Raw genomic sequence first — 6,261 nt, forward strand, 5'->3', positions numbered from 1 at the left:
CCCGCTCGTTGACAGGCGGGCTCCGCTGGGTGCCCACGACCGCCGGAAGCCGCTACGAGTATCAATGTCAGTGGTGGCAGGCAGGATGACGGGCATGACCACACCAGTTGCTCAGATCGTGGATGCCGCTGCCTACGCGCAGGCGGTCGAGACCGTGGTGAAGGCCGCGGCCGCCTACTACGCGGACGGCACGTCCCCGCTGGACGATGACAGCTACGACCGGCTGGTGCGGGGCATCGCCGCGTGGGAGGCCGATCATCTCGATCAGGTGCTTCCCGACTCGCCGACCGGGAAGGTCGCCGGTGGTGCCGTGGAAGGCGACGTGCCGCACACCGTGCCCATGCTGAGCCTGGACAACGTGTTCTCGCCCGAGCAGTTCACGGCCTGGACCACCTCGCTGGCGCGCCGGATCGGACACGAGGCGGAACGCTTCTCAGTCGAGCCGAAACTCGACGGACTCGCCATCGCCGCCCGCTACACCCGCGGGCGGCTGGCCCGGCTGATCACACGCGGCGACGGGACGGCCGGGGAGGACGTCTCGCACGCGATGGGCACCGTCGAAGGCCTGCCCGAAACGCTGTCCCAGCCGGTCAGCGTGGAGGTGCGCGGCGAAGTCCTCATGACGAATGCGCAGTTCGAGCACGCCAACGAGGTACGCACCGCGCACGGCGGGCAGCCTTTCGCCAACCCCCGGGGCGCGGCCGCCGGCACCCTGCGGGCCAAGGACCGCGCCTACACGGCCCCGATGACGTTCTTCGGCTACGGCCTGCTGCCGCTGCCCGATACCGACGGCGCCCTGGCCGACCGGCTGGGCGGCCTCGCCCACAGTGAGCTGATGATGTTGGCCGCAGACTGGGCGTGAACACCACCGCCAGTACAGCGGTGCCGGGCATCACCGCAGCCACCACCGGCGAGGTCCTGACCCGGGTGCAGGAGATCGCCGCGCTGCGCGCCGGGCTGCCGTTCGGGATCGACGGCATCGTCGTCAAGGCCGACCTGGCCGCCGATCAGCAGGCGGCCGGGTCCGGTTCGCGGGCGCCGCGGTGGGCGATCGCCTACAAGCTGCCCGCCGTCGAGAAGATCACCCGGCTGCTGGCGGTGGAGTGGAACGTGGGCCGCACCGGCATCATCGCCCCGCGTGGCGTTCTGGAGCCGGTCGAGATCGACGGCGCCACGATCACCTACGCCATCCCTGTTCTGTGGGGTAGACCCAGCCCTGTGGAGCTCATCGACTCTCAAAAGCTGCAGCTCAGCTGCCTTATGCCGCTGAGGTTATCGAGTGCAACAGCTGTTGTGCAAGTGGACTTCACTCGAAGCTCGATGGGTGCGGCTCTTCCAAGTTGGACACGGCGATCAAGCAATGAAGTCTCAGCGAGAGCGACCGAGTGCGTGCGCCGAAGATCGGGGGGAGCAGCATCCACTCGCGACATCGGCAGCAGGAGCCCGCTCACAGAGCATCCGTCAGCATGACCACCGTCGCCTCTCCTTCGTCGGCACCAGCACTAAAATCGCTACCTGTTCACTGCTCATATCACTACATTCAGTGAGAGGGTCAACTTCACCAAGAGGTCACGATGCAAAAGCTCGAGGACGACGTTCCATCCAAGCTTGCCGCTTACGCGCGCAGCCTTGACCCAGGCTTGCGGCACGCTCTCCGCCTGGACGACGCATCACTCCTCGTAATCGAGACTCTCGTCGCGATCAGTCGAACGGTCAGCACACCCGGCGACAGGCGTCCCTGGACGGATCGCTTGGCGGACCTCATCTCGAACCAGCAGCTGTCTCAGCTGCAGCAAGTCGGGGCAGCGTTCAAGGAAACTCTCGAGGCTCAGGGCGCCGATGAATGGATCCGGCGGTTTCGGAGCGAGGGTTACAAGATCTTCGCCGAAAGGCTGCTCGGGCCGGGTGAGTACCGCTCGTTCATCTGTGCATTGAAGGCTGACGCTGCTGTCGTTGCGCTCGCCGTGCGACGCCTGGTCCGGGCTATCGTCCCGTTCGCGGCCGCGTGGAATGAGGCAATCTCGTTGATGTCGCGCGAGCAGCTGAAGCAGTTGAGAGCCAAAGATGTCTTGGCTCTCAATGCGGTCCAACTAGTGGTGCAACTAGACATGTTCATTGGGGAGAAGCTCCTCGCACCGCTGCCCATGAACTTGGCAGCCGCAACCGAAGCTGATCTCGAGCCGTGGGACGCAGACGATGTGGCCGGCCTGGCCCTTCGGTTTCGCTCCGTTGTCTCTGAGGCCTCGGCCCAACGCGTGGAGCGCGCCAGTTCTCCCCTGGTCCGCAAGATCAGAGGTGCGCGCGATGCCTTGAAGTACTCGGAAGACGGGGTCTCTCAGGCCGCCAACTCCTTGATCGAACTGATCGACCGCCTCATGCGCGAGACGTTCCCGCCAGCGTTGGTGCTGGAGTGGATTGACGCGAACTTCCCCCAGGAGTCGGGACTTACATGGCTTGATGAAGGAAAGCGCAAGCCCAGCAAACTCGGTGAGGCATTGTGCTTCGTCTACAGTTGCGCGCCTGTGGAACCGCGTGAGCCCTCCCAGTACGACACCGGCGAAGGTCCGTCCCTCATACACCGAATCATCGCAATGGTGTTCGTCTCTGCGCGCAACAAGCTTCAGAAGCTTAAGCACGCCGACAGCGGTGTTCCGAAGGAACGCGAGCAACTGCAACACGTGCTTACCGCACTGGAGGGTGCGCTCATGCTCGGCCTGACCTTTGGAGGCCGGAGACTCACTGACGTCGACCCGGTCAATTGAGCCCGGACGGGATCCGGCCAGCACGACAGGTGACGTTTCCCCGTGATCCTGGACACTCTCCGTTGGAACCTCATGTCCCAGTCTCGAGGTGTCCAGTCACGAGGGGAACCTTCACCGGGCGTGTATACGAACGTGCCCCGCCACACGATGACGCGTCCACGTGCGAAATGAGACCCCTGAGCGCAAAATGGCTTATAGGGCATGGGGAGAGTCTTATTTGGCAGCCCCGCCCGCACGTACACCTCGCTTGAGAGGACAGCACCCGAACGGGAGGCTGATGTGGGTGCCAAGCGTCTGGTTGTCGTTGGAGCAGGCCCTAAGGGGCTAGCCTTGGCCGCGAAAGCAAAGATGTTGCGGGGGCACATCAGCGACGTTCCCGACCTTTACATCGTAGACAAGACTGGCGTCGCAGCGAATTGGACAGGTCGGTCCGGCTTCACAAATGGCGAACATGCGCTTGCAACATCACCGATGAAGGATATCGGATTCCCTTACCACTCCGAATCCTGGCACACCGCCAATAAAGCCATTGACTCTGCAATGCTCAACTTCAGCTGGCAGTCATTTCTGATTGATACCTCCCAAGCGACTAGCCAATTCGCTGACTGGGTCGACCGGGGTTCGAGACCACCGTCACTGACCGAGTGGGCCAATTACCTGGAGTGGGTTGCACGAGAGTCGGAGGATTTTGTTCATATTCGGACCGCCACCCATGTCGATATTGTCAACGGGAAATGGCTGGTAAGTTTCAATGACGGCAAACCAGTTCAAGCGGATGGCCTTGTCATAACAGGCCCCGGAACCGCAAATCAGCCAAAGGTCACCGGCGACCACCGCGACCGCGTGACCGATGCAGAAAGTTTTTGGACCAACATATACAGGGTGGAATCCGAGTCGCGAGTCACGGTCGGGGTCATAGGTGACGGCGGTGCAGCCGCCTCGATCGTATTGACATTGCTGCAAATGATACCCAGGGAGCGCTGTTACATCAAGATCATATCCAGAGCGGGCGTGGTTTATTCTCGCGGCGAAAGCTATGACGAGAATCGGCATTATTCCAACCCGAAGGACTGGAAGAATCTCAGCAGAAAGAATCGGGAGAAATTTATTGACCATACACTTCGCGGCGTTTTCTCGTCGGAGGCGAAGTCGCACATCAACAAAGCAACAAATGTTGAAACCGTGCAGGGCTACGTTAAACTTCTAGACGCAAGAGAGGAGCAGGTTAAGGTTCATTTCTCAGACGGTCGCATTGAGCAATTTGATCACGTAATCATCGCGATGGGATTCGACGGAATGTGGTGGGTGGAAAAGCTGGGCGATCAAGCCCGCACTCTTATTGAGAGACAATTGGACGCCATGCCAATGGCTGGCGAGGAGGAAGAATCCGGAATCACAGAAAGGCGTATCCGTCGCCGAATGGGGCGCTACTTGGACATCAGAAACGTTCGACCTCGGCTGCATCTGCCGATGCTCGCTGACGAAATGGAGGGTCCAGGATTTTCGAATCTCGGTTGCCTCGGGTTGTTGTCTGATCGGATCCTTCGGCCTTACTGTGCTCTGGACGGACACTGAGTCGACCTGTATGCTTGTTGGTTTAATCAGGAAACGCCGGAGGCGGAGATGAGTGAACCGAACGTGTGGCGCCGTCCCTCGATGGTGTCACGGACGCTGCGCTGGCCCGCCGGCGAGCTCGACGCCGTGGCAATGGAGGCGCACAAGAAGGGCACCACGTTCAACGCTCTGCTGGCCGAGTGGGTCCGGGATGCGGACTTGGAGCGGGACGTCGTTGAAAAGGCTCTCGCTGAGATGCCTCCCAACTCCGGTGGCTTGGAAAACCGTACGATCTACTGGGAAGTGGACACCGAACGGCACCTCGCGGGGCTAGCAGGCGTCCTCCGTGCGTCTTCAGATCGCGTTCTCCGCGCATGCGCGTACGTGAAGTTCGATCACCATGAGCAGCAGCCGCAGGTAGACCCCCATCTTGAGGAAAGTCCCCGCCACCCGTCATCCGCTCGGCTGTCCTGTGCATAGTCTGTTCTGACTGCTGAAACCCTCTTCCTCATGAGGCCTGACCTGCTGCGATCTTACTGATCGCCCAGGCGTACGAACCACCACGTCACAGCAGTGCCAGCCGAGGGAGCGGCATGCCACGGGACCTCCTGGCGAGGAGTGGCACGCGCCGCGCCATGCCAAGTCAGGCCGTTGGGTGCGAGCTGGACGATACGATTTCATCGTTTGATCGTCTTGGAAACTGTGAAAGCCGTGCCCAAGATCGACGGCATCACCCCGTCTCTCGGGAGGTGCCATCGATCTTGGTTAGTCGGCCTGGTTGAGGGCCCTGGTCAGCTCACGATTCGCAGCTCGCGAGGCCTCCAGATCTTCCAGGGCCTCCTCGAGCTTGAGCTTGAGGTCGCCCTTCTCTTGCTCAAGCTGGACGACCCTTCTCTGGACCTGCTCGACGCTGTCGGGGGTGCCGAGACCGGAATCCCTCCAGGTCTGCTCGCCCATCAACTGCGACAGACGTTGTTCCAGAAGGGTGATCCGGCCTGTCAGCCGCGCATTGCGCTCATGCGCGGCAGCCAAGTCCGCCATCAACGAGGCCCGCGAGACCGCCGCTCCCACTGCAGCGCCTTCGGTCGGCGTCTGCTCAGCCGTGTGGATCTGCGTCAGCAGGTCGCGGTGGCGGTAGAGGAACGTGCGGTCCACGCCCGCTCGCCTGGCCACGGCGGTCACCGACACCTCCTCGCCTGAGGCCTGGAGATCGCGAAGCGCCTGGGCAACTCGAGCGCGACGGCGCTCAGTGTCGGCCTGGCGGCCAAGGACCATCGCTTCCGTGCGACGGGAGCCGGTCTTGCTCAACGATCAGGCCTCTCTGGTCGAACGTCTGGCACCGGCTGGCCGACGCGGGGCATGCCGAGCATGACAGCCCGACTCTTGCGGATGGTCACCATCGCCTCCTGCACTTGGTCCTGCTCGTCTATCTCGAGCTCAGCGAGTGACTCCTTCACGTTGGCGATCAGCCGGCGCACTCTTTGGATCTCGTGCTCCGACGGCGTCGCCTCGGCCTTGGCCCACTCGTCCGCGGTAGTAAGCGCCGCGATCCGCTCGCGCGTCTGAAGCAGATCGGACAGGTATCGCTCCAGATCCGGAAGGTAGGACACATCGGTGTTGAAGTGGTCGCAGCCCACGCACCGGAACCGGATCGGACACTCGCCCCCACCAGCCTGGACGTTGGACGGCTCCCCACACCCACCGAACGGCACCGGGACCGACTCCAGGCCCCGTCGCACATGCTCGGATTCCATCAACTGCCTGGCCTCGCGCCAGATCCGGTTCCCATGCCGGTCGAAGTGGAACCGCGCGACGGTGTCAACCGCCTTGCGAGTTCGCTCCTCCGTCACTAATGGTGACGTCGGGTATTGGAACTGCCCGAATGCCTCAGCCGGTGCGGACCCAGGCGGTGAAATCGTCGGCGAGTCCTGGCGGGTTGGCCAGC

General features: G+C 62.3%; 5 protein-coding genes and 1 pseudogene. 4 read left to right on the forward strand and 2 right to left on the reverse strand.

Annotated features, from left to right (window positions below; translation table 11 throughout):
• Positions 1–94 precede the first annotated feature (94 nt).
• From ACWGJM_RS43135 to ACWGJM_RS43150, 4 genes and pseudogenes are all read left to right on the forward strand, one after another.
• Positions 95–1,188 (forward strand): annotated as a pseudogene (locus ACWGJM_RS43135) (NAD-dependent DNA ligase LigA); the annotation flags it as partial.
• Positions 1,189–1,574: 386 nt separating this feature from the next.
• Positions 1,575–2,762: a hypothetical protein gene (locus ACWGJM_RS43140; RefSeq protein WP_453417238.1), complete on the forward strand. Its 1,188-nt coding sequence runs from the start codon at positions 1,575–1,577 to the stop codon at positions 2,760–2,762.
• 330 nt (positions 2,763–3,092) lie between these two features.
• Positions 3,093–4,337 (forward strand): SidA/IucD/PvdA family monooxygenase, encoded by a 1,245-nt coding sequence (locus tag ACWGJM_RS43145; protein ID WP_453417239.1) that lies wholly within the window; start codon positions 3,093–3,095, stop codon positions 4,335–4,337.
• A 48-nt stretch (positions 4,338–4,385) separates the two neighbouring features.
• Complete coding sequence (locus ACWGJM_RS43150) at positions 4,386–4,796, forward strand: hypothetical protein (RefSeq protein ID WP_453417240.1); 411 nt, start codon at positions 4,386–4,388, stop codon at positions 4,794–4,796.
• A 285-nt stretch (positions 4,797–5,081) separates the two neighbouring features.
• Here ACWGJM_RS43150 and ACWGJM_RS43155 read toward each other — a convergent pair whose 3' ends face one another.
• Positions 5,082–5,591, reverse strand: coding sequence for a DUF6262 family protein (locus ACWGJM_RS43155; RefSeq protein WP_453417244.1), 510 nt, complete (start codon positions 5,589–5,591; stop codon positions 5,082–5,084).
• Positions 5,592–5,620: 29 nt separating this feature from the next.
• Positions 5,621–6,261: hypothetical protein (locus tag ACWGJM_RS43160; RefSeq protein WP_453417241.1), on the reverse strand; the 641-nt coding region annotated here is incomplete at its 5' end.

This window comes from Streptomyces sp. NPDC054834, assembly GCF_053611185.1.

Bases quoted from the DNA above. Each gene is read 5' to 3' on its own strand.
- ACWGJM_RS43150 (WP_453417240.1), top strand. From the start codon at position 4,386: ATGAGTGAACCGAACGTGTGGCGCCGTCCCTCGATGGTGTCACGGACG.
- ACWGJM_RS43140 (WP_453417238.1), top strand. From the start codon at position 1,575: ATGCAAAAGCTCGAGGACGACGTTCCATCCAAGCTTGCCGCTTACGCG.
- ACWGJM_RS43155 (WP_453417244.1), bottom strand. From the start codon at position 5,591: ATGGTCCTTGGCCGCCAGGCCGACACTGAGCGCCGTCGCGCTCGAGTT.